The organism is Pseudomonas putida (assembly GCF_002025705.1).
In the GTDB taxonomy this organism is placed as follows: Bacteria; Pseudomonadota; Gammaproteobacteria; order Pseudomonadales; family Pseudomonadaceae; genus Aquipseudomonas; species Aquipseudomonas putida_J.
Genome location: NZ_CP018846.1, coordinates 2314596 through 2337091 on the forward strand (window position 1 = coordinate 2314596; position 22496 = coordinate 2337091).

Here is a 22496-nt window from a genome sequence, read left to right on the forward strand (position 1 = left end):
AGGGCGTCTGCCTGATATGAGCATGTCTATACAAGTATGGTCAAGTGAAGCCTGCAAGGGCATAACAGCCAATCTGTTGTGCAAGGGTTGGCCGCAACTGTGCTGGTCCCTGGCGGGAAAATGGCCTTATGCTGTTACGAAATATGTCTAGAACGCCTGAAGAAGGAAGCTGCAATGCCGCTCAAGGACCTGCTGATCGCCCTGGTGGTGATTGTCGCCTGGGGAGTCAATTTCGTGGTCATCAAGGTCGGCCTCGATGGCTTGCCGCCGATGCTGCTGGGGGCATTGCGCTTTTTGCTGGTGGCGTTTCCGGCGGTTCTTCTGGTCAAGCGGCCGAAGCTGCCATGGCGCTGGCTGATTGCCTATGGCGCGACCATCTCCCTGGGCCAGTTCGCCTTCCTCTTCCAGGCCATGTACAGCGGCATGCCGCCGGGGCTGGCGTCGCTGGTGCTGCAGTCGCAGGCGTTCTTCACCCTCGGCTTTGCCGCGCTGTTCCTTGGTGAACGCCTGCGCCTGGCCAGTGTGCTGGGGTTGCTGGTGGCCGCCAGCGGCCTGGCGCTGATCGGCAGTGAAGATAGCGGCCATGTGCCGTTGGTGGCGTTGCTGCTGACTTTGTGTGGCGGGGCCATGTGGGGCATGGGCAACATCATCACCCGCCGCTTTGGCTCGGTGGACCTGGTGGCGCTGGTGATCTGGGGCGGGTTGATTCCACCGTTGCCGTTCCTGGCCTTGTCATGGTGGCTGGAAGGGCCGGAGCGGATCAGCCATTCGCTGGCCAATATCGGTTGGAGCTCGGTGCTGTCACTGGCTTACCTGGCGTTTGTTGCCACCATGCTTGGCTACAGCTTGTGGAGCAAGTTGCTGTCGCGCCACCCGGCAGGCAAAGTGGCACCGTTTTCGCTGCTGGTGCCGGTGATTGGCCTCAGCTCGTCGGCCTGGTTGCTGGGTGAGCGGCTGACGGCGGTGCAAGGGTGGGGCGCACTGCTGGTGATGCTCGGCCTGCTGGTCAATGTGTTCGGGGCGAAGCTGGGGCAGCGCCTGCGGGCGGCCAGCGCGCAATGAGCTGAAGGCCAGATGGCTGGCATTTGTTAGACTTGGCCTTTTTTGCAAGGCCAAGGAGCTCAGCATGATCATCTCTACCACCAGCCAGCTCGAAGGCCGCCCGATTGCCGAGTACCTTGGCGTGGTCAGCTCCGAATCGGTGCAGGGCATCAACTTCGTGCGCGATTTCTTTACCCGTTTTCGTGACGTCTTCGGCGGCCGTTCGCAGACCCTGGAAAGCGCCCTGCGCGAGGCCCGCGAGCAGGCCACCGAGGAACTCAAGGCGCGGGCACGGCAGTTGCAAGCCGATGCAGTGGTGGGCGTGGACTTCGAAATCAGCATGCCGTCAGTGCAAGGGGGCATGGTCGTGGTGTTCGCCACCGGTACTGCCGTGCGGCTGAAGTAGCTAAATGCCACTGGTCGGGTCTGTCGGGTTTGGCCGGGCAGTCTGCTTGTGACCGGCTAGTCTCACAGTCACAGGTCGCGTTTTTCAGGTCAGCCCGTTGTTGGCCGACGCGGTCGCCACTGACATGGAGACAGGGCATGAGCGAGTCCTTTTTCGAAGACACGAATGATGCATTCCCGATCAACAGCCAGGTGCGTTGTGGCCAGGCGGCATTTCGCCTGGGCTTTGCCCACATGACCCTGGATGAGTCAGAAGACCTCAAGCCAGCCCACCTGCAGCGCAGCAAGAAGGGCCGCTTCACGCCAAGGGTGCCGGCCAGAAAGTAAGCCTGCGAAAAAGTGAACCTGCTCACACAACCCCGCCCGCTGGCGGGGTTTTTGTTGGTGTTGCTTGATCCTGCTCATGGTAAACGCGGGTTGCCCTCGCGGCGCCTGCGCAGTTGTGGTCTTCTGGCGCGGCATTCAGGAAAGAGAGGATTGATCTTCCATGCGAGTCAGGGACGAGACCTATTGGCAGTGGGCCGATGCACAGCTGCATAGCCGCTGCCACGACGAAGTACTCAGCGACGGCACCACGCTGGACATCCAGGTGCGGCTATCGCGGCTTGGCGCCACGCAGCTGTTCCTCGGGCTGTACGGCCAGGACGGCAGGGCGCTGCTGGAGGAGTACTACCCGGCGCGGCCGGGCGAAACCATGACCCGCGCGCTGGTGTGGGGAGTGGACCGGGCTCGGGCGCTGGCCACTGGCGCGTTGCCGTTGCCCGTGGTGCAGCGGCGCCTTCAGGCCTGAGGGTGGCGCGCGCTGGCGGCCTGGACGATGCGCTGGGCCGGCACCTGTAGCTGGCGCAGCAGGTAGTCGGCGAAAGCCGGCTCCCAAGGCTGCAAGGCAATTGCATCGCGCATGCACGTCAGCCAGATTGCCGCGTGTTGCGCGTCGATCGGCCATTGCGCATGGAACGACGGGATACCGATCGAGCCATAGCGTTCGGCGTACAGCGGTGGCCCGCCCAGCCAGCCACTGAGGAAGCATGCCAGCTTGTCGCGCGAGCCAGCGAGGTCGGTTGGATGCATCTGCCGCACAGGTGCAGCTGCTGGGTCCTGGTCCATCATCCGGTAGAAGTCGTCGACCAGTCGGCGCAGGCCGGCGATGCCGCCGGCGGCCTGGTACGAGGCGTCGCCAGTGCCATATGCAGGGGTAGTCATGCGGGGCTCCACAATCACGGGCCGGCATTCTAGCAGGCATGAAAAAGCCCGGCCTATGCAGGCCGGGCTCCGTAAGGGGTGGCGAACCCTCAGTTCAGCGGTTCGATCACCTTGACTGCCTGCCGCTCACGGGCGGCGGGCCATTCTTGTTGCAGGGTCTGCAGGACGCGGCCGACGAACTCGGTATCGGCGGCGGCCTTCTTGCCGACGTAGCCCTGGCCACGGCGGTAGACCTTGAAGCGTGCGCGCATGCTCGGCAGGTGCGCTTCGAATTCATCTTCGACAGTGTTCGGCGGCAGGCGGTCGATGCGCACCTCGCCGGTCTGGCTGACCCACAGCAGGTGGTCGTCGAGGCTGTCCTTGCGTACCGCGAACAGCTGGGCCAATTGGTCGATTGTCGGATTGTTGTTCAAGTTCATCATAAAGCCCCCATCACCTATTTGTTGTTGATTGTCACAGTTGGCGCCACAGGTTGTAGCGCACTACCAAGGCTGCTACAGCAGCATCGCAACAGGGGCTTTCTCACGCTGCCTTTTGGACAGATTCCCTCTCCACGGACGGCCTGCGTTACCGCGCAAACCGTCTGGAACACCCTTGCCACCGCTCCCGATCAGGGAGACGGCTTCATCATGCACAAGGGCGAGGAATGGCGTCAATGGTTTTGTAGTGAATATTTTTTCTCACTACATCTTGTCTGACAATCCATCTGCGGTGACTTAGCGGTCAAGTTTTGACAGGATCTGGAAGGCCGCGCGCACACGCGCTTCATTAGGGTAATTGCGGTTGGCGAGCAGGGCGATAGCCTTGCCTTCGGCTGGGATGAATGCGGCGTAGACACCGAAACCGTTGGTGGAGCCGGTCTTGTTGTACCAGGCTGCCGGCAGGGCAGGCAAAGGCGGGTTCAGACGCTGCGTGGCCTGGGGTTCGCGGATCATGCGTGGGCTGTTGCCATCGACCAGGGTGGCCAGGTTGACCGGGTAAGGGTAGCGCTCCCAGCCCAGGCCCTGGGTCATGTTGCCGACGCTGAAGTAACCGGCCTGGGTGATGGCGATGGCTTTGCGCAGTGGCGCTGCAAGTTCGGCCGCTTGCATGTTCAGGCGCAGGTAACGCAGCAGGTCGCTGGCGCTGGTCTTGATGCCATAGGCTTCGTCGGCATACGGGCCCGGGCTGACCCGCACGGGGCGGTTCTGCGCGTCATAGCCCTGGGCATACAGGCCTTGCTCGCTTTGTGGTACCTGCAGGTACGTGTGTCGCAAGCCCAGCTCCGGCAACAGGTGCCTGGTCATGACATCGGCGAAGGTGCGCTGCTGCGCACGCGCCGCAAGGTCGCCGAACAGGCCCAGGCTCGGGTTGGAGTAGCAACGCTGGGTGCCATGCTCGCTGCGCGGCTGCCAATTACGGAAGAATGCCAGCGTCTGCTCTGGGGTCTGCACTGCGTCCGGGAACTGCAATGGCAGGCAATCGGCGCTGTAGGCCCCGAACTCCAGCACGCTGACGTCGGCTAGAGGCGTACCGGCAAGTGCTGGCTGGTAGCGCCGGGCAGGGGCGTTCAGGTCGAGCTTGCCTTCGGCACTGGCCAGGGCGGCGAGGGTGGCCGTGTAGGTCTTGCTCAGCGAGCCGATCTCGAACAGCGTGTCGGCAGTTACTGCCTTGCCGTCGGCTTTGCTGGCCACGCCATAGCTGAAGTAGTGGGCCTGGCCGTTGACGTAGAGCGCCACGGCCAGGCCGGCGATGTCCTGCTCTTTCATCAGGGGCCGGATAACTTCGTCCACCTGGGCCTGCATCGGCCCGGCAGCGTGCGCCGAGGCGAGGCCGAACAGAATGAGCAGTGGAGCGAGACGTACAAGTGGCATGCAAAGGTCCTATTTGTGGGAGTGTCCGTTGGGCGACACCGATGGGGGTTCCGGCGTTAGCAGGAAAAAGCCTCAGACCTTATCGTCTGCCCTTGCACAACGACAAGATGGAAACCTTTATGAAGTATTTGCGCATGTTGTTCGACAACTTCACCCTGTGCCTGCTCGGGGTGGTTCTGATCGCCACCGTGCTACCTTGCTCGGGCGACGGCGCGGTGTATTTTGGCTGGCTGACCAACCTGGCGATCGGCCTGTTGTTTTTCCTGCACGGGGCCAAGCTGTCGCGCGAGGCGATCATCGCCGGTGCAGGCCACTGGCGTCTGCATCTGCTGGTGTTCTCCTGCACGTTCGTGATGTTCCCGCTGCTGGGCCTGGCGTTCAAGCCACTGTTCGTGCCGCTGGTGGGCAACGAGCTGTACCTGGGCGTGCTGTACCTGTGCGCGCTTCCCGCCACCGTGCAGTCGGCCATCGCCTTCACCTCGCTGGCTCGCGGCAACGTGCCTGCAGCCATCTGCAGCGCTGCCGCTTCCAGCCTGATCGGTATCTTCTTGACGCCGCTGCTGGTGATGATGCTGCTGGGGGCCAGTGGCGATACCGGTTCGGGGCTGGATGCCGTGTTGAAAATTACCCTGCAGCTGCTGGTGCCGTTCGTAGCCGGGCAGATCGCACGGCGCTGGATCGGTGCCTGGGTCAAGAAGAATGCCCGCTGGCTCAAGATCGTCGACCAAGGTTCGATCCTGCTGGTGGTCTACACCGCGTTCAGCGAGGCCGTGGTCACCGGCCTGTGGCACACCGTGTCGCCACAGCACCTGGCGGGGCTGTTCGCCGTCTGCGGCATCCTGCTGGCGGTGGTGCTGTTCGGTACGCGTATGCTGGGCAAGGTACTGGGCTTCAACCTGGAAGACCGCATCACCATCCTGTTTGCCGGCTCCAAGAAGAGCCTGGCGACCGGGGTGCCGATGGCGCAGGTGTTGTTCGTGGGTAGCGGCATCGGCGCGATGATCCTGCCGCTGATGCTGTTCCACCAGATCCAGCTGATGGTGTGTGCGGTACTGGCGCAGCGCTATGCCAGCCGTGAGCAGGTGGCTGAGGGCGCTACTGCTTCTTCCTGATAGCTTCATGTTGTCTGTACTGGCCTTTTCGCGGGTAAACCCGCTCCCACAGGTACTGCACCACCTTCGAGCTTGGTGAATATCCTGTGGGAGCGGGTTCATCGGGGCGCCGAACCGCCGCGAAGGGGCCGGTGCAGGTTATCGGGCCTGCCCGGAGCTGCGCTCACGCAACGCTTTCCCCACCTCGGCCTCGATCTTGTAGGCCGGCCCCTCCAGTTCTTCGTAGTTGCGCGTATAGCGCCTGGCAAACTCATTCACCCCAAGCTGCTGATACTGCTGCACATGCTTCAGCTCATGGGCCCACAACGCCACGTTGTCCTCTGCATCACTGGCATGGCGGAAGATGATGGTGTCGATCAGTGTCACCGCATTCACGTCCGGGTTCTGCAGCATGGCGTTGGCCGCCGTGACCTGCTGCTCGTCACCCACCCGGTAGCGGGCTGCATCGAGCACGGCAAAGTCGTACCAGGGTTCCAGTTGCGCGCGGATGTGCAAGGGAATCGGTTGAGTGCCATTGGCAGTGGCCTCGTCGCGCGCTTGCTGCAAGGCGAACGCCAGGCTGCTCGACGCCGCGGTCTCGACATCCTTGAGGATCTGCCCGGCCTGGCCGGGGTCGATCGGCGTGCAGAAGCAGCCCATCAGGCAGACCTGGTACTGCCCAGGCGGGCAGGCCTGTTCGGCAAGCGCCGGCGCTGCCAGCAGCAGCGCCAACAGCAGGTTAACTCGCTTCATTCAATGCCCTGTCGACAAGCCGTTTACTGGCATCGAGCACCTGCTGTTGCACATCCTCGCTGGCCAGCATGCGCCCGACCACCACTGCGCCGACGCACTGGCTGATCAGCACCCAGGCCAACTCCGGGTCTTCGAGTGTTTCGCTCCACGCTGCATGCAGGCTCACCAGCCAGTGTTCGGCCTCTTCGCGCACAGGTTGCTCGGCGCGGGCGATTTCCACCCCCAGCGGCGGCAGCGGGCAGCCACCTTCGGCATTGTGCAGGTGCGCCAGGCTCAGGTACTGCTGCAGGCAGCGGGCCAGGCGCTCGCGGCTGGCACCTTGGTTGGCCAGGCGCGCCAGCGGGCTGTTGCACAGCTCCTGGCGGACCACCTCGGTGAACAGGGCATCTTTGGACGGGAAGTGATTGTAGAAGGCGCCGCCGGTCAGGCCAATGGCCTTCATCAGCCCGGCTACGCCGGTGCTGGAAAAGCCGCCGCGCTTGGCCAGCGCACCGCTGCTGGCCAGCAGCTTGTCGCGGGTTTGCTGCTTGTGTTCGGTGGAGTAGCGCATGCACAACCTCTTCGCGCTGGCTTGACGATGGGGGCGATCATAACATAGCGTTCGTTTACTAAACGATCATTCATCAATGGAGGCAGACATGACAGAACAACAAAAAGTGGTGCTGGTGATCGGTGCCGGGGACGCCACGGGCGGTGCGATCGCCAAACGTTTTGCCCGCGAGGGTTACGTCGCCTGCGTCACCCGCCGCCAGGCCGAAAAGCTGCAGCCGCTTATCGATGAAATCCGCGCTGAAGGGGGCCAGGCCCATGGTTTCGGCTCGGATGCGCGCAAGGAAGAAGAGGTTGCCGAGCTGGTCGAAACCATCGAGCGTGATATCGGCCCGATCGAGGCCTTTGTCTTCAATATCGGCGCCAATGTGCCGTGCAGCATCCTCGAGGAGACACCGCGCAAGTATTTCAAGATCTGGGAAATGGCCTGCTTCGCTGGCTTCCTCACGGCGCAGGCCGTGGCCCGGCGCATGGTCACCCGTGAACGCGGCACGGTCCTGTTCACCGGCGCCACCGCGGGTACCCGAGGTGCTGCCGGTTTCGCGGCGTTCGCTGGCGCCAAGCACGGGTTGCGCGCTTTGGCCCAGAGCATGGCGCGGGAGCTGGGGCCACGGAACATCCATGTTGCCCATGTGGTGGTGGATGGCGCCATCGATACTGCGTTCATCCGCGACAGTTTCCCTGAGCGCTACGCGCTGAAGGACCAGGACGGCATTCTCGACCCGGTGCACATCGCCGACAGCTATTGGTTCCTGCATGCCCAGCCCCGCGATGCCTGGACCTTCGAACTGGACCTGCGCCCTTGGATGGAGCGCTGGTAAGCCTGACTGACCAAGGAGTGTGACGTATGAGCAAGACCGTGGAGTTTTACTTCGACCTGGGCAGCCCGGCCAGTTATCTGGCCTGGACCCAGTTGCCCACCCTCTGTGCCCGAAATGGCGCAACCCTGGTGTACCGGCCAATGCTGCTGGGCGGCGTGTTTCAGGCTACCGGCAACGCTTCGCCAGCGATGGTCCCTGCCAAGGGCCGTTACATGTTCACCGATCTCGGGCGATACGCCCGCCGTTACGGCGTGCCGTTCGGGATGCCGCCTGGGTTCCCGGTGAATACGCTGACCCTGATGCGCGGCGTGATCGGCATGCAGCTTCGTTCACCCGGGCAGTTCGACGCATTGGTGGGGGCACTCTTCAGGGGGCTATGGGAGCAAAAGCGCAACCTGAGTGATGCTGCGACGCTGGATGAAACCCTCAGCCAGGCGGGTCTCGACCCAGCGGCGTTCCATGCCCTGGCGGCGGATGGCGAGGTCAAGGCTGAGCTCAAGCGGGTGACTGAAGAGGCCGTGGCGCGTGGAGTGTTTGGGGCACCGACGGTGTTCGTCGAGGGCGAGATGTTCTTCGGCCAGGATCGCCTGGATTTCGTCGAAGAAGCGCTGGCTCGCTGAGGCTGGATGGCCTCGCCAAGGGCGAGGCCAATCTGGATTCAGAAATTTGCCGGGGTGTTGGCGCTGATGATTTCCGCCTCGTCCTGGCCAATGTTCTTGAAACTGTGAGGCAGGGTGGTGGGGATGTAGTAACCATCGCCCGAGTTGAGGATGCTCACCTGGCCATCGACCCACAGCTCCACCGTACCACGGGTGACCAGGCCGCATTCTTCGCCTTCGGCATGCACGATCGGCTCGCCGGAGTCGGCACCCGGCGCGTAGAGCTCGCGCAGCATGCGCATCTGCCGGGCTTCGACGCTGGCGCCGACCAGCAGCATGCGCAGGCCATTACGGCCCAGGTCCGGCTGCTCGCTGGCGCGGAACACGAAGCGCTCTTCCCGCACCGGCTCGTCGAAGCTGAAGAACTCGGCGAGGGTCATGGGGATCCCTTCGAGGAGTTTTTTCAGGGAGCTGACCGACGGGCTGACCCGGTTCTGTTCGATCTGCGAGATCGTCGAGTTGGTCAACCCGCTGCGGCGGGCCAGTTCCCGTTGGGAGAGGTTGTTGCGTTCACGCACCAGTTTGAGTCGCGTCCCCGTGTCCATAGCCGCCTTGTAATCAGAGGTGTTTAAAATAATTAGCGACGCATTAAAACACACTCTGCGCGCTTGCGCGCTGTGCTTGTCAGGCCCGTTGCTCGCGCGGCAGCGGCCATAGCCCGACCAGCAAAAGCAACAGCGCCACCGCCAGGAACGGCAAGCGCGGGTCCACGGCATAGACCAGCGTCCCGGCCAGTGGGCCGATCACCGCGCCCATGCCCTGGGCTGCACCAATGGAACCTGCGGTGGCGCCTTGTTCCGAGGCCTGCATGGCATTGGCCGCCAACGCGGAAAACGCCGGGAACACGAAGCCCATGCCAGCTGCGGCGACAAAGTAGCAACTCCATAGCCACGGCGCCGTGGTGGCCAGTGCGCCACAGGCAAACCCCAGTGCCGAAACACTGGCGCCGACCCGGATCATCTTCAACGGCGGCCACTCCAGCTGGCGCAGCAACACCTGCGACAGGATCAGCGCCACCCCGACGGTGGTCAGGGCGATGCCGGCAGCCTGGGCGGCATCAGTCGGCGCCAGCTGCAGGCGGTCGAGGGCGAAGAAGCCGACGACGATCTGCGACACCGTGACGCTGAGCATGGCGCTGAACGCCACCAGCAATGGCCGGCGCAGGCGTGGGTCGCTGAGCCGGACGGGGCTGGGCGCATGGTTCTGCGCAAGGGGCTGTGGTTTAAGCTTGAACAGCAGCACCAGGAAGGCGCTGGCCGGCAGCAGCGACATGACATGAAACGGCAGGCTGAGGCTGTGCTGTGCCAGCACCGCCGCCAGCGCGGGCCCCACCACCAGGCCGACGGCATTCGCCGCGCCCAGCGAAGCCATGGCCCGCGCCCGGCGTTGTGGTTCGACATGGTCGGCAATGAGCGCGTTGCAACCCACCGGGATGGCGGCATAGAAGGCGCCGATGCAACCGCGGGCCAGCATCAGGCCGAAAAACGCCAGGCCCGCCCCCGGTAGCCAGCGCAACGCCCCCTCGACAAACAGGCACAGCAGCCAGTAGGCCAAGGTGAATCCAGCGCTGCCCAGCAGCAGGATACGGCGGCGGCCCAGGCGGTCAGACAACCGCCCCCATGGGCGTGCCAGCAGCACCCAGACCACGCCGGCCACGGTCACCGCCGCGCCAGCTTGCCAGGTGGCCATGCCCAGCAGGCGCGAGATCGGCCCGATCAGTGCGACAAAAGCCATCATCGACATGGTGCAGGCCATGTTGGCCAGCAGCAGCGGGCGCATGTCCAGGGTGTTTGCAGGGGTAAGCAGGGCAGGGTCCTTTGCGGCGTTCATCGGGCAGTCCAGGGCGAGTCGACAGAAAGTTGTCGAGCTTAATGAGAATTATTGCTTTTTGTCGACCCCGCCCGGGTATCAGCCTTTCATTCGCTGCGCCGCACGGGGCCTGGCCACATGCTACGCAACACGCCGTCCCGACGCACCAGTGCATGCATCAGCGCCGCCCCCAAATGTACCAGCACGGTGGCGAACAGCAGATAGCCGGCCCAGCCGTGCGCCTGGCGCAGCACGGCATATAGCTGCAGGTCGTGCGGCGCGATGGCCGGCAGTTGCAGGGGGCGTGGATAGCCACCTGCCGATAGCATCGCCCAGCCCAGCAAGGGCATGGCCAGCATGAGGCCATAGAGCAGCAAATGCGAGGCGCCTGCGGCAAAGCGCTGCAAGGCTGGCAAATCGGCTGGCAGCGGAGGGTGTGGCAAGCCCAGGCGCAGGCCTATGCGCACGATAACCAGTATCAGCAGTGCCAGGCCCGTGGCTTTGTGCAGTTCGACCAGCAGTGGGTGACGCGGTGACAGATCACCGACCATGCTCACGCCGATGAACAGCATGCTGATGATCAGGATCGCCATCAACCAGTGAACCAGGCGTGCCAACGGGTGGAAGACTTCAGGTTTCATCGCTGTGCTCCTGCGCCGAGAGACTCGCGGCTGCGGCGGTTGAAGGATTCCGAGTAAGCGGCCGAACGGGCGGCGAGGATCGGGTCGGCGGAGGGCTCGATGCCGCTGGGCAGGATCAACGGGTCGAAGTTCAGGTCACGGCAGGCGCCTTGCTCGGGAGCGTCCACCTGCTCCACCACCAGCGTGCCGGCATCGACGCTGCGCCGCTCAGCCGGCCATGGGCGGGCCGGGTCGTCCACCGCATCGCCCTGGTCGGCCAGGACCAGGCGCAGGGTCCAGCGCAGCGGCCCTTGCGCCAGGCGCTGTTGCAGGTCGTGCTGAAGGAACTGCTTGTCATCGACCTGGCCGGGCAATGCGCTGAATGGCGTTTGCGGTTCAAGCTGCCAGCGTACCGGTTGCGCCTTGCCGCTAGCATCGATCAGGCGGAAGGCGTTGATGCTGTGGTACTGGGTGCTGGCGAAGCTGTCGCTGGGTTTGTAGCTGGCCGCCCACTGGCGAAACGCTGCGCTTTCCGGGTGGGCAGCGAAAAATGCCTGCAGCTTTGCCGGGTCTGGCTTGCCGGTAGCCGGGTCGGGGGCGCCTGCCAGTACCTGGTCGTAGAAACCTTGCGGGTTGCTGACCGCCAGCACCGGTGGGTTGTTCATGCCGGTGCGCCAGATCTGGCCGTCATCGGTGCTCAGCTGGATCGCCAGGCTGCGCACCGGCACGCCGGTGTCCGGGGCAAACGGGTTGGCACCGCCGATGGCGAAGCGGCCAATCACCGGCACCCGCGCCTGGCTGAAGACCCGGGCAGTCGACAAGTTTGCGGCCCGCCCGCTGGGCTGGAAGTAGCCGCTGATGCAAAGCCCCTTGGCGTGGTTTTTGCGGTAGCCCGGATAGTGGCCGGCCTGGGCCTCGAAGGTATCGATGATGCGTTGCGGTGTCAGCTGCGGCCCGCCGATCCAGCCGGCCGCATAGGCAAAGCCGGCGCCCAGCGCCAGCATCACGGCGCCTATGCCGGCCAGGCGCAGCGCCTTGGCGGGGCCTTGCAAGGGTGAGTTCATGGTGGTCATCCGGTTCAGTGAAGGTGCCCGTACGACGCGGCAGGGAAAAACTTATTCCATCAGCGGGAATAGATTTTCTCGCCAGGCGTCTGCCCCATACACTGACAACCCCAGCGCCCGGTACCTGACCATGCACGATCTGGACGAACAGCAGTGGCGTGAGCTGCTGCAGCGCCTGCGCCGCTTTGCCTTGTGGCTGACCCGCGAACCCGGCAGCGCCGACGACCTGGTCCAGGCCACGGTCGAGCGCGCCTTGAGCCGCCGCGGCCAGCAACGCGAAGCCGAGGCACTGCGCGCCTGGCTGTTTACCATCCTGTATCGGCTGTTTCTCGATGGTAAGCGCCGCGAACGCTTGCACGCCCGCTGGCTGTCGTGGTTCGGCCGCGGCGCAGTGGCGCACGAAGCGGTGGGCGACAATACCGAGGATATCGTGCTGGCCCAGGCCGACTTGCAGGCCTTCGCCCATCTGTCCACCGAGCAGCGGGCCTTGCTGTTGCTGGTCAGCATCGAGGGGCTCAGTTACAAGGAGGCCGCAGCGGCCCTGGAAATCCCCATTGGCACGGTGATGTCGCGGCTGTCGCGAGCCCGTGCTGCCTTGCGTGAACTGACCGAGGGCAACCCCCAGCCGCCGGCCTTGCGGAGACTCAAATGACACGCCTGATTCCTGGTGAAGACGAACTGCACGCCTTTGTCGACGACCGCCTGGAGCCGGCGCGGCGTGCCGAGGTACAGGCCTGGCTGGCGGCCAATCCGCAGCAAGCGGCGCGGGTCGAGGCCTGGCGCAACGATGCCCGGCGCCTGCGCGCGGCGTTGGCCGGCTTTGGTGAGCAGCCGGGTGTGGCGACGCTCGACCTGCGCCAGGTGCAGCAGCGGGTGCGCCAGCGCCGGCAGCGGCGCCTGGCATCGGCAGCGGTGTTGTTGCTGACGCTGGGCGTCGGCGGGCTGGGGGGCTGGCAAGCACGCCAGGTCACCTTGGCCGGCAATGAGCTGCCGATGGCCGATGCAGTGCAGGCCCATCGGTTGTTCGCCGGCAGCGAAGCGCTGGATATCCAGGCCAGTGACCCGGCACAGTTGCGCGATTGGCTGGGCCGGCACTTCAGCCGCGTGGGGCAGTTGCCGGACCTGGCGGGGTATGGTTTTCAGCCGGTCGGGGCGCGGTTGCTCAGCAACGAGCAGGGGCCGGCGGCGCTGCTGGTGTTCCAGGATCGCAATGGCCAGCGTATCAGCCTGTTCCTGCGCTCGCCGGGTGATCGCTATCAGCGCATGCCCCAGGGGCAGCGGGTCGATGGGCAGCTGGAAGCGCGCTACTGGTCGCACGGGGCGTACAACTTTGCCCTGGTCAGCGCGGCGGACGATGGGCGTGGGGCGGGGGTGGGGGAGGCGTTGCGGTTGGGGTTGTAGCGGGTGGGTAGGGCTTGAGGAATGCAGAGGTTTTGAGATCGAGCGCCGCCCGCGCGGCGCATCGCGGATGAATCCGCTCCTACATCTGTTGCAACGTGGCCATGCCTGTCAGGCCATGGTTGTCAGCCTTGTTTGTAGGGCTCAAGGCATGCGGCAAGGCAGGCGACCATGGCGCTACAGGTTCGGCACGTTGCAACAGATGTAGGAGCGGATTCATCCGCGATGCGCCGCGCGGGCGGCGCTCGATCTCACCGGCGCCACATCCCTGACGGCATGCCCCACATCACTCAACTCAACTCAAGCCAGATCGGCGCATGGTCCGAAGGTTTTTCCATCCCGCGCAGCTCATAGTCCACACCGGCTGCCTTGATCCGCGGCACCAGGGCCTGGGAGGCCATGATCAGGTCGATGCGCAGCCCGCGCTTGGGTTCGTCCTCGAAGCCGCGGCTGCGGTAGTCGAACCAGCTGAAGCGGTCGGCCACTTCCGGGTGCAGGTGGCGGAAACTGTCTACCAGGCCCCAGCCCTTGAGGCGCTCCATCCACTCGCGCTCTTCTGGCAGGAAGCTGCACTTGCCGGTCTTCAACCAGCGCTTGGCGTTGTCCGGGCCGATGCCGATGTCGCAGTCCTGGGGCGAGATGTTCATGTCGCCCATCACCAGTACCGGCTGGTCGTTCTTGAACTGCCCTTCGAGCAGCGCTTGCAGGTCGCTGTAGAAGCGCTGCTTGGCCGGGAACTTGGTCGGGTGGTCGCGGCTTTCGCCCTGCGGGAAGTAGCCGTTCATGACCGTGATCGGGTTGCCGTCGGCATCGGCGAAGGTGCCCCAGATGAAGCGGCGCTGGGCATCTTCCTCATCCGTGGCAAAGCCTTTGAACAGGCTCAACGGCGCCTGGCGCGAGAGCAGGGCGACGCCATAGTGGCCCTTCTGGCCGTGGTAGTGCACGTGGTAGCCCAGGGCCTGGACATCGGCCAGGGGGAACTGATCGTCGCTGACCTTGGTTTCCTGCAGGCCGATCACGTCCGGCTGGTGCTTTTCGATCAGCGCCGCCAGCTGGTGCGGGCGGGCCCGCAGGCCGTTGATGTTGAAACAGACGATCTTCATGGAAAGACAATCCTGGTAAAAGGCCGGATGCTAGCCGACATCGGCGTTCATCACCAGCATGGCAGCCTCGTTCAGGCACTGCTAACGTGCTGGTGGAGGTGAACGATGCGCAGTGGAGCACCTCCAAGGCACTGAATATGCCCTTTCCAGGAGGACTGCCCGCCATGCTCGAAGCCACTGCCGCCCAGGCACGTATCTGCACGCTCGATGACGGCTACAGCCGTGAAGCGCGCTCGCTGCTGTACAACGCCTACCGGCACGAACCGACCTTTGCCTATATCTTCGAGGGCCAGCGGCCAGGCTACGAACGCCGGCTACGGGTGATGGTGCGCGAGTGGGTGCGCCAGCACTTCTATCTGCAGCTGCCGGCCATCGGCCTGCTGCTGGAAGATCGGCTGATCGCCCTGGCCCTGATCGTGCCGCCGCAACGCCGCCTGGGTGTGGCCGACAGCTGGGCCTGGCGCTTGCGCATGCTGCTAGGTACCGGCCAGCGTTGTACCCGGCGTTACATGGATTACCAGGCAGCGCTGGCCAGCTGCCTGCCGACCGGGCAGGTGCACATGCTGCCGCTGCTGGGCGTGCATCCACAGTTTCGTGGTCACCACTACGGTGAACAATTGTTACAAGCTGTTCATGACTGGTGCGCGGAAGACCCCAATACCCAGGGTGTGGTGCTGGACTCTGGCAACGAGCATTACCTGGCCTTTTACGCGCGCCAGGGCTACGAAGAGATTGGCGAGGTGGCTGTAGGGCCAATCCGGGAACGGGTGTTTTTTCATCCCAATCCGGTGTCATCCATGTCATCAATTGCCTGAAGTGGGCCGCCAGGCGCCTCCCTTGAGCGCCTGGCTCTGGTAGCATGCGCCGCATGACGTATTCAGGAAGACTAATCTGGGGCCTGGCTTTCTGGGCCGCCAGTTTCGCAGCATGGGGCCAGAGCGAGTTGCTGGTGAAGGTAAAACCAGCCAACAAGGAGCTCAAGGCCAATGTCGAAGGCTATATCGGTAACCTTGGTGACCGCGATGAAGAAGCGCTGCTGCGTTTCAGTCGCGGGGCTCAGGAGCAGGCGCGCAAGGCCGCGCAGGCACTTGGCTACTATCAGGCGCAGGTCGACACCGAAGTCAAACCGCCTGCCAAGGCTGATCAATCCCCCCAACTGATCATCAAGATCGACCCCGGTGAGCCTGTGCGCCTGCGCAACGTGACTGTGCGCATCGAAGGGCCGGCCAGCGAGATGAAGGCCTTTCGCGTGCCTGACAGCAGGGCATTACGGCCGGGCGAGCAGCTCAACCATGGCCTGTACGAGGATGCCAAACGGCTGATCCAGAACCAGGCTTCGCGTTATGGCTTCTTCAGTGGCCACTTCACGCGCCAGCGTCTGGCCGTCGACCCGCAGGCGGGCGTGGCCGACATCGAACTGGTTTACCAGAGTGGCCCGCGCTATCGCCTCGGGGCAGTGAAATTCAGCGGTGACACGCCGCTGGACGAAGACCTGCTGCAACGCATGGTCTCGTTCAAGCCCGGCACGCCTTACGATTCCGAACTGATCGCCGGGCTCAACAACGACCTGCAGTCGAGTGGCTATTTTGAAGGTGTGCGGGTCGATGCCGCACCCACTGCGGCGGTCGGTGAAGACATCCCCGTGGATGTACGCCTCGAAACCCGCAAACCACGCACCATGGGCCTCGGCCTGGGCTTTTCGACCGACGTCGGCCCGCGCGGCAAGGCCAACTGGACGCGGCACTGGGTCAACCCGCAAGGGCACAGTTATGGCTGGGAGACCGAGCTGTCGGCACCGCGGCAAAACGTCGGTCTGTGGTATGACGTGCCCCTCGATCCGCCCCTGACCGACAAACTGCGCTTCGCCGGCGGCTACCAGAACGAAGAAATCGCCGGCACCGACACCCTCAGCAAGCTGCTGACCGTCGGCCCGGAGTGGCACAGCAAGCTGCCCAGCGGCTGGCAGCGGGTGATCTCGCTCAAGTATCAGCGCGAAGAATATCGCCTGGGCGATGACTCGGGGCTGAGCAACCTGTTGATGCCGGGTGTGAGTTTTTCATACCTGCGCAGTGACAACCGCATCGACCCGCACAACGGCTACCGCTTGCAGTTCGACACCCAGGTGGCCAAGGAAGGGCTGATGTCCGACACCAACCTGTTGCATGGCAATGTCCTGCTCAAGGGCCTGACCACCCTCGGCCACAACCACCGCTTCCTCGGCCGGGTGCAGTTTGGTGGCAGTGCCACCAACGGCTACAAGAACAACATTCCACCGTCGCTGCGCTTCTTCGCCGGTGGTGACCAGAGCGTGCGCGGCTACGACTACCAGACCCTGTCGCCGAAGAACAGCGATGGCGACCGTATCGGTGGCCGTTACCTGGTCGCGGGCAGTGTCGAGTACCAGTACTCGCTGGCCGAAAAATGGCGGGTGGCAACCTTCATCGACCAGGGCAACGCGTTCAACACCCTGGAGCTGCCAAGCCTCAAGACCGGGGTCGGTATCGGTGTGCGCTGGGTGTCGCCGGTAGGGCCGCTGCGCCTGGACCTGGCCAAGGCGCTCGATGACGACGGCGGAATTCGCCTGCACTTCTCCATGGGGCCCGAGCTGTGATGCGTGTGTTCAAATTCATTCTGCTGGGCATGCTCGGCAGTGTGCTGCTGGTGGCCCTGGCCCTGGGCCTGTTGCTGGGGACCGAAAGCGGCAGCCGTTGGGCACTGGGCCGCGTACCTGGGCTGACCTTCGACGATTTCCAGGGGCGCCTGGCGGGCACCTGGCAGGCCAGCCGTTTGAGCTGGGTCGACGGCGGCAACCGGGTTGAAGTCGAGGCACCGTTGCTCAACTGGTCGCCCGCTTGCCTGCTGCGGGCCACGCTGTGTATCGAGCAACTGCATGCACGGCGCGTCGACATGGCGTTTGCGCCAAGTAACGAGCCGGCCGAGAGCGGCCCTGTACAACTGCCGACGCTGCGCTTGCCGCTGGCTATCGAAGTGGGCGAGGTCAAGGTTGGCCAGTTGCGCCTGGATGGCAGCGACCTGCTGGGGGACCTGCATCTGGCGGCGCACTGGAATGCAACTGGCCTGCGCGTCGACAGCCTGCAGCTGCAACGTGACGATCTGCGTGTGGATGTGCAGGGTGACCTGCAGCCTGAGGGCGACTGGCCGCTGCAACTGCAAGGGCAAGTGCAGTTGCCGGCGGTGGAGGGTAAGGCCTGGCAACTGGCGCTGAACGCCAAGGGCGAACTGCAGAAGTCCCTCATCCTCGACGCCACCAGCAGCGGCTACCTTGATGCCCGCCTGAGCGGAACGGTACAGGCCCTTGCCGAACACCTGCCGGCGAAACTGCAGATTCGCTCTGATGCCTTCAAACCAACGGCTTCGCTGCCCGACACGTTGCAGTTGAATCAGCTCGTGCTGGATGCCCAGGGTGATCTGCTCAAGGGCTATCAACTGTCCGGCACCGCCAGCTTGCCGGCCGAACAGGCACCGATCGCCCTGGCGCTGGCCGGCAAGGTGGACGCCAAGGGCGCCAAGCTGGATGCCTTGGACCTGACGGCCAGCGATAACCAGCGCGTAAAGCTGCAGGCCAGTGCTGACTGGCAGCAAGGCCTGAAGGCTGACGCGCAGCTCGACTGGCAGGATTTCCCATGGCTGCGCCTGTACCCGCTCGAAACTCCGCCGCAAGTGACACTCAAGCGGTTCAATGCCCAGGTGCAATACCGCGATGGCAACTACAACGGCACCTTCAACGGTGACCTCGACGGCCCGGCAGGTGCGTTCACCCTGGCCAGCCCGTTCGAAGGTGACCTGGGCCAGGTGCGCCTGCCACAGCTGGCGCTGACTGCCGGGCAGGGCAAGGCGGCTGGCAGTGTTGCAGTGAGTTTCGCCGATACCCTGGCGTGGGACGTCGACCTGCAACTGTCGGCCCTGGACCCTGCCTACTGGCTCGCCGAGCTGCCCGGGACCCTGGCGGGGCCGTTGCGCAGCAAGGGTGAAATGAAAGGTGAACAGCTCAGCCTGGATGCCCAGCTCGACCTCAAGGGGCGCCTGCGCGGGCAACCGGCGGTGCTCAAGGTCGAGGCGCAAGGTGCCGGGCAGAACTGGACACTTGGCGCCTTGGCCGTGCAACTGGGTGATAACCGTATCAATGGCAGCGGCAGCCTGCAGCAGCGCCTGGCCGGGCGTGTCGACCTCGACTTGCCGCGGCTGGGCCAGCTGTGGCCGAGGCTACAAGGGCAGGTCAAGGGCCGTCTGGACGTCAGCGGTACGCTGAACGCGCCGCAGGGCAACCTGACCTTGCAGGGCCAGCAACTGGCACAGGAAGAAAACCGCATCCAGCGGCTTGACCTGGAGGCGCGCCTGGACAGCGCCCAGCGCGGGGTGCTTGATCTCAAGGCCAACGGTATCCGCCTGGGCGACACGCTGTTGGGGACCTTGCAGGCCAATGGCAAGGGTGACATTCGTCAGCAGGCACTGACCTTGGCCCTGGATGGCCCACAGCTCAAGCTTGACCTGGGCCTGGATGGCCAGTTGAACAAAGGCGACTGGCGCGGCCGCCTGGCCAGCGGCAGGATCCAGGCTGGCGGCCAGGACTGGCAGTTGCAGGCGCCGGCCCGCCTGCAGCGGCTGGCAAGTGGGCAACTGGATTTCGGCGCCCATTGCTGGCGCTCTGGCCAGGCCAGCCTGTGCGGCGAGGACCAGCGCCTGGCGCCCGAGCCGCGCCTGCGCTATCACCTCAAGCAGTTCCCGCTGGACAGCCTGGCACAATGGCTGCCAAAGGACTTCGCCTGGCAGGGTATGCTCAATGCCGACGTGAACCTGGATATCCCGGCCAGTGGCCCGAAAGGCACCGTTAGTGTCGATGCCAGTGGTGGCACGTTGCGCGTTCGTGACAAGGGTCACTGGATCGACTTCCCTTATCAGAGCTTGCGTCTGGAAAGCACCCTGGCGCCACGCCGGGTCGATACACGGCTGAACTTTCGCGGCGAACGCCTGGGCGAGTTGAGCCTGAACACGCGCCTCGACCCGCTGGGCAAGGGCAAACCGCTGTCGGGTGACTTCCGCCTGGCCGGGCTGGACCTGTCTATCGCCCGTCCTTTCGTGCCGATGGTCGAACGCCTGACGGGGCAATTGAATGGTAGTGGGCGCCTGACAGGCACCTTGCTTGCGCCTCAGGTCAACGGCAACCTGATGCTCAGCGGTGGCGAGGTCAGCGGTGCCGAGTTGCCGATCAGCCTGCAGGAACTGTCGCTGCAGGCCTCTATCGCCGGCGAGCAGGTGCAGCTCAACGGAGGCTGGCGCAGCGGCGATACCGGGCGCGGCCAGCTCAACGGCCACCTGACCTGGGGCCAGGCATTGGGCATGGACCTGCGCCTGCAGGGGCAGCAGTTGCCCGTGACGGTCGAGCCCTATGCCACGCTCGAAGTCGCGCCAGACCTTAACCTGCGCCTGATCGACGACAAACTGGCGGTGACCGGCAAAGTGCTGGTGCCCAAAGGCAAGATCACCGTGCGCGAGTTGCCACCCTCGACCGTCAAGGTATCGGATGACACGGTGATCGTCGGCCACCAGACCGAAGAGGGCAAACCACCCATGGCGATGGCCATGGACATTGATGTGGTCGTGGGGCAGGACAAGCTTTCGTTCAGCGGCTTCGGCTTGACCGCCAACCTGCTCGGCCATGTGCACATTGGCGACAACATGGACACCCGTGGTGAGCTGAGCCTGGCCGATGGCCGCTACCGTGCCTACGGCCAGCGCCTGACCATTCGCCGCGCCCGGCTGCTGTTCGCCGGGCCGATCGATCAGCCTTATCTGGATATCGAGGCCATCCGCAAGGTAGACGATGTGATTGCCGGTATTCGCCTGAGTGGCAGTGCCGAGCAGCCGAATACCACAGTGTTCTCGGAACCGGCCATGAGCCAGGAGCAGGCGCTGTCCTATCTGGTGCTGGGGCGCCCGCTGGGGACCTCGGGGGAAGACAACAATATGCTTGCCGAAGCGGCATTGGGCCTGGGCCTGGCGGGCAGTGCCGGGATTACCGGCAGCCTGGCATCCGGCTTGGGGATCGATGACTTCCAGCTGGACACCGAAGGCTCCGGTAACAGCACAAGCGTGGTGGCCAGTGGCAACCTGACCGAGAAGCTCAGCTTGCGCTATGGGGTGGGGGTGTTCGAGCCTGCCAATACCATTGCGTTGCGCTATAAGTTGAGCAAGAAGGTGTATCTGGAGGCCGCCAGTGGGCTGGCAAGTTCTCTGGATATCTTCTACAAACGCGACTTCTGAGGGGCGTCAGCGTACGGTGGCGGCCTCGACGAACTCGTTGATTTCGGCAGGTGCAGGCGTGTCAGGCTTGCGTATGGGCGTGATCAGCTTGGTGTACTCCTCGATCAGGCGGTTGAGCGCCTCGGGTGGTTCGCTGGCATGAAACTGCATGCGTATCTGCACTTCGTCAGGGTCCCGGGCTTCGCCCTGGCGGCCCTGCGCGCCGATCGTCACCTTGAAGCTGGCAGCGCTGGCCTGTTCACATTCCTCACGTAGAGCGCGCAGCCCCTCAGTAGCGTTTACTCGTACCGAAAGGTCCACCTGCATGCGCTCCAGGGTCAGGCCTTTTGGCGCTACCAAGGCGAACAGTGGCACCCGCATCACGTGCCTGTCGTCCATCGCTACCTCGACCATCTTGGCCTTCATCGGGCTCCCTAGTGCCTGGGTGTCGCAGTCGAAGAACTGGTCGAACAGGTTGATGTACTGCTGCGCAATCAGGCTGTTGGTGGCAGCAGCGGCCTCTTGAAGGCCGCGGGTAATATCGCGCAGGTCGAGGGCGGTCATGGGGGCTGGTGGGTTGTCCAAGGGGCGGGCTCCTGAGGCAGCAAGAGGCCCCGCTGGCAGGTGCGGGGCGAACAATCACGTAGCGGGATGACAATCAATCGATAGTGGGACTCTTGCCAGCATTACTTTCTATGGCAGGTGGGGTCTTGAGGGTGTCAGCCTGGGAAATCGACTCCTGGCTGTCCAAGGTTGAGGACTTGACCACGGTCGGCTTGGTGGCGGCTTCGGTGAGGAAATCGATCACCCGCATCATGGCTTCTGGTGGATCCTGGCGACGCAGTGAGGTATTGAACGCATAGCGTGCCCGGGTATCGGTCTTGCGGGTTTGCGTGGACTTGCTGCTGATGCTGCCTTTCACATCCAGCTTGAAAGGGCCCCAGCCCAATGAGGCAGCCATCTCGCCACTTTTGCTGGATTCGCTGAAGTCTTCGGCCATCTGGCTGATGGTCATCTCGAATTCGACGTTGCCTTCATCGATGGAGATGTTCGGGTGGGTGATGGCTGCCAGCAGCGGCACCTTCATGGACTTGCTGACGACGCCTTTGTACTCGCCTTGTTCGTCAACGATGGTTTCGTCGTAGTCGAACTGGATGGCAACCGCTTTGCCGTCCTGTACGCACACCTGCATGAGGAAATCCGCATAGGATTTGCTGGCAGTCACCTGCGCCTGGACCATGGCCTGCAGCGGCGCAGCGATCATGCGGTCCATGGGCAAGGCATTGACGACCGAGCCGATGAGGCTGTTGTCGATGGACATGATGGTCTTCTCTTATCTCAAGGGTTGGGGGGCGGCCGCTACGGGCGGCCGAGGGTGAGTGCCGTCAGCGAGCGCATTGCTCCTGACGGCGAATGTTGCCGATCTGGCGCAGGCTCAGGCCGTATTTGTTGGCCAGCAGGCTGCGTGACAGGCCGTTGGCGCTTTCTTTCTGGATCTGCAGGTTGCGAAGCTGGCGCAGGAAATGGTCTGCCTTGGGAATTTCCAGGGCCACGCCGGCAAAGCGTTTGATCAAGGCATCGAGGGCATCGGCCGGGAGTACGTCGGCGAGCTTGGTGCGCTCTCGATATTTAGGTATGTACTTGGGCCTGCCGCCGTAGGCACAGGTCATCTGGTAGGCGTTTTCAAGGCCGATGCATTCGATCAGGGCCTGCAACGAATGCGGTAACTGGCCGATGTCGATGGAGGTGAGATCTGGCAGTTCCATATGAGACTTCCTCGCGGTTGATGGGGCGCGATGCCTGTAGTTGGCATGGGGGAATTCTCGGGGAGCGATGAAACTGTCGCTAGGCGCCAAGTGGGCTGGC

General features: G+C 63.9%; 25 protein-coding genes. 12 read left to right on the forward strand and 13 right to left on the reverse strand.

Translation table 11 applies throughout. From position 1 onward, the window contains the following. The first annotated feature begins 174 nt into the window (after window positions 1–174). From BUQ73_RS10470 to BUQ73_RS10485, 4 genes are all read left to right on the forward strand, one after another. Complete coding sequence (locus BUQ73_RS10470; RefSeq protein WP_079227836.1) at window positions 175–1062, forward strand: EamA family transporter; 888 nt, start codon at window positions 175–177, stop codon at window positions 1060–1062. Window positions 1063–1126: 64 nt separating this feature from the next. Further along, on the forward strand, window positions 1127–1447 hold the full coding sequence (locus BUQ73_RS10475; RefSeq protein WP_027916804.1) for a YbjQ family protein: 321 nt from the start codon (window positions 1127–1129) through the stop codon (window positions 1445–1447). Between the two features lie 137 nt (window positions 1448–1584). Beyond that, a complete protein-coding gene (locus BUQ73_RS10480; RefSeq protein WP_027916803.1) occupies window positions 1585–1773 on the forward strand; it encodes a hypothetical protein in 189 nt (62 codons plus the stop codon). A gap of 160 nt (window positions 1774–1933) precedes the next feature. Then, window positions 1934–2236 (forward strand): hypothetical protein, encoded by a 303-nt coding sequence (locus BUQ73_RS10485; RefSeq protein WP_079227837.1) that lies wholly within the window; start codon window positions 1934–1936, stop codon window positions 2234–2236. Here BUQ73_RS10485 and BUQ73_RS10490 read toward each other — a convergent pair. From BUQ73_RS10490 to ampC, 3 genes are all read right to left on the reverse strand, one after another. Beyond that, window positions 2227–2649: a group II truncated hemoglobin gene (locus tag BUQ73_RS10490; RefSeq protein ID WP_079227839.1), complete on the reverse strand. Its 423-nt coding sequence runs from the start codon at window positions 2647–2649 to the stop codon at window positions 2227–2229. The genes BUQ73_RS10485 and BUQ73_RS10490 overlap by 10 nt on opposite strands. Window positions 2650–2738: 89 nt before the next feature. Beyond that, a complete protein-coding gene (locus tag BUQ73_RS10495) occupies window positions 2739–3071 on the reverse strand; it encodes a hypothetical protein (RefSeq protein WP_027916800.1) in 333 nt (110 codons plus the stop codon). A 294-nt stretch (window positions 3072–3365) separates the two neighbouring features. After that, on the reverse strand, window positions 3366–4502 hold the full coding sequence (gene ampC, locus BUQ73_RS10500; protein ID WP_079227840.1) for a class C beta-lactamase: 1137 nt from the start codon (window positions 4500–4502) through the stop codon (window positions 3366–3368). Window positions 4503–4621: 119 nt separating this feature from the next. On the opposite strand from ampC, the gene BUQ73_RS10505 reads away from it, so the two are divergent. Beyond that, window positions 4622–5614: a bile acid:sodium symporter family protein gene (locus tag BUQ73_RS10505; RefSeq protein ID WP_416171810.1), complete on the forward strand. Its 993-nt coding sequence runs from the start codon at window positions 4622–4624 to the stop codon at window positions 5612–5614. Window positions 5615–5752: 138 nt separating this feature from the next. Here BUQ73_RS10505 and BUQ73_RS10510 read toward each other — a convergent pair whose 3' ends face one another. Next, complete coding sequence (locus BUQ73_RS10510; protein ID WP_079227842.1) at window positions 5753–6346, reverse strand: DUF4157 domain-containing protein; 594 nt, start codon at window positions 6344–6346, stop codon at window positions 5753–5755. After that, the gene (locus BUQ73_RS10515) at window positions 6333–6896 is read right to left on the reverse strand and encodes a TetR/AcrR family transcriptional regulator (protein WP_079227844.1); all 564 of its coding nucleotides are present in this window, start codon (window positions 6894–6896) and stop codon (window positions 6333–6335) included. Before BUQ73_RS10515 ends, BUQ73_RS10510 begins: the two co-directional genes overlap by 14 nt. A gap of 88 nt (window positions 6897–6984) precedes the next feature. Here BUQ73_RS10515 and BUQ73_RS10520 point away from each other — a divergent pair, with 88 nt between their 5' ends. Both BUQ73_RS10520 and BUQ73_RS10525 read left to right on the forward strand, forming a co-directional pair. Next, a complete protein-coding gene (locus tag BUQ73_RS10520; RefSeq protein ID WP_079227845.1) occupies window positions 6985–7716 on the forward strand; it encodes an SDR family oxidoreductase in 732 nt (243 codons plus the stop codon). Between the two features lie 26 nt (window positions 7717–7742). Next, window positions 7743–8336, forward strand: a complete 594-nt coding sequence (locus BUQ73_RS10525) for a 2-hydroxychromene-2-carboxylate isomerase (RefSeq protein WP_079227847.1) — start codon at window positions 7743–7745, stop codon at window positions 8334–8336. A gap of 38 nt (window positions 8337–8374) precedes the next feature. Here BUQ73_RS10525 and BUQ73_RS10530 read toward each other — a convergent pair whose 3' ends face one another. The 4 genes from BUQ73_RS10530 to BUQ73_RS10545 all read right to left on the reverse strand — a co-directional run bounded on the left by BUQ73_RS10530 (window position 8375) and on the right by BUQ73_RS10545 (window position 11868). Then, window positions 8375–8920 carry a cupin domain-containing protein gene (locus tag BUQ73_RS10530; RefSeq protein WP_027916793.1) on the reverse strand — a complete coding sequence of 182 codons (546 nt, stop codon included), beginning with the start codon at window positions 8918–8920 and terminating at the stop codon, window positions 8375–8377. A 79-nt stretch (window positions 8921–8999) separates the two neighbouring features. After that, window positions 9000–10205 (reverse strand): MFS transporter, encoded by a 1206-nt coding sequence (locus BUQ73_RS10535; RefSeq protein WP_079227849.1) that lies wholly within the window; start codon window positions 10203–10205, stop codon window positions 9000–9002. Window positions 10206–10291: 86 nt separating this feature from the next. Beyond that, complete coding sequence (locus BUQ73_RS10540; protein ID WP_079227851.1) at window positions 10292–10825, reverse strand: cytochrome b; 534 nt, start codon at window positions 10823–10825, stop codon at window positions 10292–10294. After that, window positions 10822–11868 (reverse strand): catalase family peroxidase, encoded by a 1047-nt coding sequence (locus BUQ73_RS10545; RefSeq protein WP_079230524.1) that lies wholly within the window; start codon window positions 11866–11868, stop codon window positions 10822–10824. The genes BUQ73_RS10540 and BUQ73_RS10545 overlap by 4 nt, the downstream gene beginning before the upstream one ends. A 130-nt stretch (window positions 11869–11998) precedes the next feature. On the opposite strand from BUQ73_RS10545, the gene BUQ73_RS10550 reads away from it, so the two are divergent. Further along, window positions 11999–12520, forward strand: a complete 522-nt coding sequence (locus BUQ73_RS10550; protein WP_079227853.1) for a sigma-70 family RNA polymerase sigma factor — start codon at window positions 11999–12001, stop codon at window positions 12518–12520. Beyond that, window positions 12517–13269: an anti-sigma factor family protein gene (locus BUQ73_RS10555; RefSeq protein ID WP_079227854.1), complete on the forward strand. Its 753-nt coding sequence runs from the start codon at window positions 12517–12519 to the stop codon at window positions 13267–13269. The genes BUQ73_RS10550 and BUQ73_RS10555 overlap by 4 nt, the downstream gene beginning before the upstream one ends. A gap of 287 nt (window positions 13270–13556) precedes the next feature. Here BUQ73_RS10555 and xthA read toward each other — a convergent pair whose 3' ends face one another. Next, window positions 13557–14369, reverse strand: a complete 813-nt coding sequence (xthA, locus tag BUQ73_RS10560; protein WP_079227856.1) for an exodeoxyribonuclease III — start codon at window positions 14367–14369, stop codon at window positions 13557–13559. 164 nt (window positions 14370–14533) lie between these two features. Between xthA and BUQ73_RS10565 the strand changes: the two genes are divergently transcribed. Genes BUQ73_RS10565 through BUQ73_RS10575 form a run of 3 tightly spaced genes read left to right on the forward strand, consistent with a single transcriptional unit; the run spans window position 14534 to window position 20651 of the window. After that, the gene (locus BUQ73_RS10565) at window positions 14534–15184 is read left to right on the forward strand and encodes a GNAT family N-acetyltransferase (RefSeq protein ID WP_079227858.1); all 651 of its coding nucleotides are present in this window, start codon (window positions 14534–14536) and stop codon (window positions 15182–15184) included. Between the two features lie 53 nt (window positions 15185–15237). Continuing rightward, complete coding sequence (locus BUQ73_RS10570) at window positions 15238–16980, forward strand: autotransporter assembly complex protein TamA (RefSeq protein ID WP_079230525.1); 1743 nt, start codon at window positions 15238–15240, stop codon at window positions 16978–16980. Next, window positions 16977–20651, forward strand: a complete 3675-nt coding sequence (locus BUQ73_RS10575) for a translocation/assembly module TamB domain-containing protein (RefSeq protein ID WP_079227859.1) — start codon at window positions 16977–16979, stop codon at window positions 20649–20651. The genes BUQ73_RS10570 and BUQ73_RS10575 overlap by 4 nt, the downstream gene beginning before the upstream one ends. A gap of 6 nt (window positions 20652–20657) precedes the next feature. On the opposite strand, the gene BUQ73_RS10580 is transcribed toward BUQ73_RS10575, so the two are convergent. From BUQ73_RS10580 to BUQ73_RS10590, 3 genes are all read right to left on the reverse strand, one after another. After that, a complete protein-coding gene (locus BUQ73_RS10580) occupies window positions 20658–21215 on the reverse strand; it encodes a DUF2589 domain-containing protein (protein ID WP_237772766.1) in 558 nt (185 codons plus the stop codon). Between the two features lie 73 nt (window positions 21216–21288). Further along, window positions 21289–21951 carry a DUF2589 domain-containing protein gene (locus BUQ73_RS10585; RefSeq protein ID WP_079227862.1) on the reverse strand — a complete coding sequence of 221 codons (663 nt, stop codon included), beginning with the start codon at window positions 21949–21951 and terminating at the stop codon, window positions 21289–21291. 64 nt (window positions 21952–22015) lie between these two features. Further along, window positions 22016–22396 (reverse strand): Mor transcription activator family protein, encoded by a 381-nt coding sequence (locus tag BUQ73_RS10590; protein WP_079227864.1) that lies wholly within the window; start codon window positions 22394–22396, stop codon window positions 22016–22018. Window positions 22397–22496 lie beyond the last annotated feature (100 nt).

What these genes read in the sequence shown, in the direction of transcription:
- BUQ73_RS10470 (WP_079227836.1), top strand. Translation starts at nt 175, where the DNA reads ATGCCGCTCAAGGACCTGCTGATCGCCCTGGTGGTGATTGTCGCCTGG.
- BUQ73_RS10475 (WP_027916804.1), top strand. Translation starts at nt 1,127, where the DNA reads ATGATCATCTCTACCACCAGCCAGCTCGAAGGCCGCCCGATTGCCGAG.
- BUQ73_RS10480 (WP_027916803.1), top strand. Translation starts at nt 1,585, where the DNA reads ATGAGCGAGTCCTTTTTCGAAGACACGAATGATGCATTCCCGATCAAC.
- BUQ73_RS10485 (WP_079227837.1), top strand. Translation starts at nt 1,934, where the DNA reads ATGCGAGTCAGGGACGAGACCTATTGGCAGTGGGCCGATGCACAGCTG.
- BUQ73_RS10490 (WP_079227839.1), bottom strand. Translation starts at nt 2,649, where the DNA reads ATGACTACCCCTGCATATGGCACTGGCGACGCCTCGTACCAGGCCGCC.
- BUQ73_RS10495 (WP_027916800.1), bottom strand. Translation starts at nt 3,071, where the DNA reads ATGATGAACTTGAACAACAATCCGACAATCGACCAATTGGCCCAGCTG.
- ampC (WP_079227840.1), bottom strand. Translation starts at nt 4,502, where the DNA reads ATGCCACTTGTACGTCTCGCTCCACTGCTCATTCTGTTCGGCCTCGCC.
- BUQ73_RS10505 (WP_416171810.1), top strand. Translation starts at nt 4,622, where the DNA reads ATGAAGTATTTGCGCATGTTGTTCGACAACTTCACCCTGTGCCTGCTC.
- BUQ73_RS10510 (WP_079227842.1), bottom strand. Translation starts at nt 6,346, where the DNA reads ATGAAGCGAGTTAACCTGCTGTTGGCGCTGCTGCTGGCAGCGCCGGCG.
- BUQ73_RS10515 (WP_079227844.1), bottom strand. Translation starts at nt 6,896, where the DNA reads ATGCGCTACTCCACCGAACACAAGCAGCAAACCCGCGACAAGCTGCTG.
- BUQ73_RS10520 (WP_079227845.1), top strand. Translation starts at nt 6,985, where the DNA reads ATGACAGAACAACAAAAAGTGGTGCTGGTGATCGGTGCCGGGGACGCC.
- BUQ73_RS10525 (WP_079227847.1), top strand. Translation starts at nt 7,743, where the DNA reads ATGAGCAAGACCGTGGAGTTTTACTTCGACCTGGGCAGCCCGGCCAGT.
- BUQ73_RS10530 (WP_027916793.1), bottom strand. Translation starts at nt 8,920, where the DNA reads ATGGACACGGGGACGCGACTCAAACTGGTGCGTGAACGCAACAACCTC.
- BUQ73_RS10535 (WP_079227849.1), bottom strand. Translation starts at nt 10,205, where the DNA reads ATGAACGCCGCAAAGGACCCTGCCCTGCTTACCCCTGCAAACACCCTG.
- BUQ73_RS10540 (WP_079227851.1), bottom strand. Translation starts at nt 10,825, where the DNA reads ATGAAACCTGAAGTCTTCCACCCGTTGGCACGCCTGGTTCACTGGTTG.
- BUQ73_RS10545 (WP_079230524.1), bottom strand. Translation starts at nt 11,868, where the DNA reads ATGAACTCACCCTTGCAAGGCCCCGCCAAGGCGCTGCGCCTGGCCGGC.
- BUQ73_RS10550 (WP_079227853.1), top strand. Translation starts at nt 11,999, where the DNA reads ATGCACGATCTGGACGAACAGCAGTGGCGTGAGCTGCTGCAGCGCCTG.
- BUQ73_RS10555 (WP_079227854.1), top strand. Translation starts at nt 12,517, where the DNA reads ATGACACGCCTGATTCCTGGTGAAGACGAACTGCACGCCTTTGTCGAC.
- xthA (WP_079227856.1), bottom strand. Translation starts at nt 14,369, where the DNA reads ATGAAGATCGTCTGTTTCAACATCAACGGCCTGCGGGCCCGCCCGCAC.
- BUQ73_RS10565 (WP_079227858.1), top strand. Translation starts at nt 14,534, where the DNA reads ATGCTCGAAGCCACTGCCGCCCAGGCACGTATCTGCACGCTCGATGAC.
- BUQ73_RS10570 (WP_079230525.1), top strand. Translation starts at nt 15,238, where the DNA reads ATGACGTATTCAGGAAGACTAATCTGGGGCCTGGCTTTCTGGGCCGCC.
- BUQ73_RS10585 (WP_079227862.1), bottom strand. Translation starts at nt 21,951, where the DNA reads ATGTCCATCGACAACAGCCTCATCGGCTCGGTCGTCAATGCCTTGCCC.
- BUQ73_RS10590 (WP_079227864.1), bottom strand. Translation starts at nt 22,396, where the DNA reads ATGGAACTGCCAGATCTCACCTCCATCGACATCGGCCAGTTACCGCAT.